This window comes from Pseudonocardia pini, from assembly GCF_013870575.1.
Lineage (GTDB): Bacteria > Actinomycetota > Actinomycetes > Mycobacteriales > Pseudonocardiaceae > Pseudonocardia > Pseudonocardia pini.
The window spans coordinates 1-2,811 of the sequence record NZ_JACBXB010000729.1 but is presented as its reverse complement, the minus strand read 5'-3'; the positions used below and the strand labels follow the sequence as shown (position 1 = coordinate 2,811).

At 72.1% G+C, this 2,811-nt stretch carries 5 protein-coding genes; all 5 read right to left on the bottom strand.

Going from position 1 to position 2,811, the window contains the following annotated elements; genetic code table 11:
• Window positions 1-124: 124 nt before the first annotated feature.
• On the bottom strand, window positions 125-955 hold the full coding sequence (locus H5J29_RS27970) for a mycofactocin-coupled SDR family oxidoreductase (protein WP_181783983.1): 831 nt from the start codon (window positions 953-955) through the stop codon (window positions 125-127).
• Window positions 956-991: 36 nt separating this feature from the next.
• Window positions 992-1,582 carry a nuclear transport factor 2 family protein gene (locus H5J29_RS27965; protein WP_181783982.1) on the bottom strand — a complete coding sequence of 197 codons (591 nt, stop codon included), beginning with the start codon at window positions 1,580-1,582 and terminating at the stop codon, window positions 992-994.
• Entirely contained in the window at window positions 1,579-1,974 is a 396-nt protein-coding gene (locus H5J29_RS27960; RefSeq protein WP_181783981.1) for a limonene-1,2-epoxide hydrolase family protein, read from the bottom strand. Before H5J29_RS27960 ends, H5J29_RS27965 begins: the two co-directional genes overlap by 4 nt.
• Before the next feature lie 5 nt (window positions 1,975-1,979).
• Complete coding sequence (locus H5J29_RS27955; RefSeq protein WP_181783980.1) at window positions 1,980-2,312, bottom strand: nuclear transport factor 2 family protein; 333 nt, start codon at window positions 2,310-2,312, stop codon at window positions 1,980-1,982.
• Window positions 2,309-2,811, bottom strand: a 503-nt coding sequence (locus tag H5J29_RS27950; RefSeq protein WP_181783979.1) for a class I adenylate-forming enzyme family protein, incomplete at its 5' end; no start/stop codon positions are given. The genes H5J29_RS27955 and H5J29_RS27950, both read right to left, overlap by 4 nt.

Sequence of the window (2,811 nt, the reverse complement as noted above, 5' to 3'; positions counted from 1 at the left end):
TGACCTCGGTCGTCGTCCACCTTCCCGCGGACGGCGCCGAGGCCGCGCTGGACGCACTGCGCAGCTACGGCGAGCAGGTCGTCGCCGTAGCCGCGGACTGAGACCCGGACTGGGCCCCGGCCCGTCAGCGGATGCTGAACCCGGCGTCGAGGGGCATCTGCACTCCGGTGATGTACTTCGCCTCGTCCGACACCAGGTAGGCGACGGCGTTGGCGATGTCCTCCGCCTCGAGGATCGGGATGGGCAGCGCGTTCTGCATGGCGGAGATCGCGTTGGACCCGCCCTCGGCGGCCTGGGCCATGAGGGCGGCCATGGCCTCGTTCTGGGTCATCCCCGACACGACGCCCGTCGGGTGGATGGTGTTGACCCGGATCCACTCCGGCGCGAGGTCGTTCGCCAACGCCTGCATGTAGCCCACCAGCCCGCGCTTGGCCGCGGCGTAGGCCTGGCCGCTGGCCAGCGGGGTGCCGGTGCCCTTGAGCCCGGCGCTGGAGCTCGTGATCACGATCGACCCGCCGCGACCGCCCGCCTTCAGCGCGGGCAGGGCCGCCCGGACGGTGTGGAACACCCCGGTGAGATTGGTGTCGATGACCTCCTGCCACTCGGCGAGGAAGTCCTCCTCGGGGCCGAGGCGGATGATGCCCGCGTTGGCAATCACGATGTCGAGCCTGCCGAACTCCGCGTACCCCTCGTCGAAGGCCGCCTTGAGCTGCGCGAAGTCCCGGACGTCCGCCTGGCGGGCGACGATGCGCCGGTCGTGCTTCTCGACCAGGGCGACCGTCTCCTCCAGGTCGGCCACGGAGGCGTTGGGGTAGTCCATGTGCGGGTTGTCCCGGCAGATGTCCACCCCGATCACATCGACGCCCTCCCGGGCGAGACGGACGGCGTGGGCGCGGCCCTGGCCGCGGGCGACGCCGGTGATGAAGGCGACTCGGCCCTCGAGCGATCCGGTCATGGTGTGGTGTCCTCTCCAGTGTCGGTGTGGAAGGCGTCAGGCGGGGCGCGGGTGGCGGACCCCGAAGGTCATGGCGCGCATGCTGCCGATCGGCTCGACGTCGCTCCCCTGCCAGGAGGGGGCCGCCGCGTGCCCGGCGGCGGGGCGGGCCCAGTCGACCGTGCCCCAGTCGGCGCGCGACAGCGGGTCGGTGGCCGCCTCGCCCGCCTCGACCCGGGCCGCCGCGTAGGCCTGGTTGAACCGTCTCATCTCATCCACGGTCCACCAGTCGTCCTCCGACGACCAGCGGCCGTCGCCCGCGTAGGTGATCACCTGCAGCGACGGGAACTCCAGTGGCGGTCGCCCTGCCACCGGGTTGTCGGCACGGTTGAGCACCTTGTAGACGATCCGCGTGCCGTCCAGGACGTACCAGACCAGCGGGGAGTACACGTGGGGTGCGAAGGACATGGTCCCCTCGAGGAAGCGGCGGATCTCCGCCGGACCGTGGAAGGTGCCCCAGAAATGGTCGGTGTAGGTCGCGTCGGGGGTGAAGAGCTCGGCCCACGCCGCCCAGTCCTCGTACACCGGCCCCGTCAGGAAGTAGTGCCGGAACGCGCTCTCGATCTCGTCCCGCGGTGGTGTGGTCACGAAGCCCCCCTGGTCTGCGCGGCGAAGGTCCGGGTGTCCCAGTACTCCCGCCAGCCTGTGATCGTCCCGTCCGCCGCGAGGTCGAAGACCCCCACGACCGGGAAGCCGACCCGGTCCGTCCGACCGGGCAGCACGAAGCTGTCGGCCCGTTCGACCACGACCCGCTCCGGTGTCGTCGTGACGGAGCGGACGTCGTACCGGAACTCGGAGTAGTGGGTGGTCTGGGTGCGCAGCTCGGCGACGACGGCCTCCCGGCCGCGGACGACGGGGGCCGTCGGGACGTGGTAGCAGTACTCGACGTCGGCGGCGAACAGCCCGGCGAGCTCGGGCCCGTGCACGGCCCCGCGCGCGAGGAGGTCGAGCAGGGCGCGCACGGTGTCGGTCGGGGTCACGGCCGTCACGGTGTGAACACCGCCCCGTTCCAGTAGTCGCGGTTGCCGGTGATCAACCCGTCCCGCAGGGTGCCGTAGGAGGCTCCGCGCACCCCCATCGGCTGCATCACCCACTCCACGGCGTACGTGTCCGGGCAGGCGTGGCTGCGGACGACCTCGTACCGCGCCCCCGGCACCCGCTCGGCGCAGATCTCCACGAACCGGCGCACCTGGCGCGGACCCCGCGCCACGTGCCCGGCCGTCACGTCCTCGAACACGACGTCCTCCGCCATGAACGCAGCGACGGCCTCGGCGTCGTCGGCGCTCCAGGCCCCGTAGTAGTCCTCGATCCAGCTCATCGGCACTCCCCCGCCGTCAGGCGCTGCACCAGCGCCGCCTTCCCGACCTTGCCCATCGCGTTGCGCGGCAACACGTCCAGCACCTCCAACCGTTCCGGGAGCTTGCGGGTGTTGAGCCCGCGCGCCCGCAGGTGCGCACAGACCTCCGCCAGCGTCGGCGGCGCCGCGGGGTCCTCGGGCACGACGACCGCGCAGACCCGCTCCCCGGTCACCGGGTCCGGCACCCCGACGACGGTCCAGTCCCGCAGGGCGGGATGGGTCGCCAGATGGTCCTCCACCTCCCGGGCGGACACGTTCTCCATGTTCCTGATGATCACGTCCTTGAGCCGCCCCGTGATCGTCAGCGTGCCGTCCGGACCCAGGACCGCCAGGTCCCCCGTGCGGAAGAAGCCCCGCTCGTCGAAGGCCTCGGCGTCGAGCGCCGGGTCGACGTAGCCGACCGTCAGCTGGGGTGCCCGCAGGCGCAGCTCCCCCTCGCGGCCCTGCCCGGAGTCCTTCG

Excerpts from the sequence above, each read along its gene's own strand:
- H5J29_RS27970 (WP_181783983.1), bottom strand. The coding sequence starts at position 955 with ATGACCGGATCGCTCGAGGGCCGAGTCGCCTTCATCACCGGCGTCGCC.
- H5J29_RS27955 (WP_181783980.1), bottom strand. The coding sequence starts at position 2,312 with ATGAGCTGGATCGAGGACTACTACGGGGCCTGGAGCGCCGACGACGCC.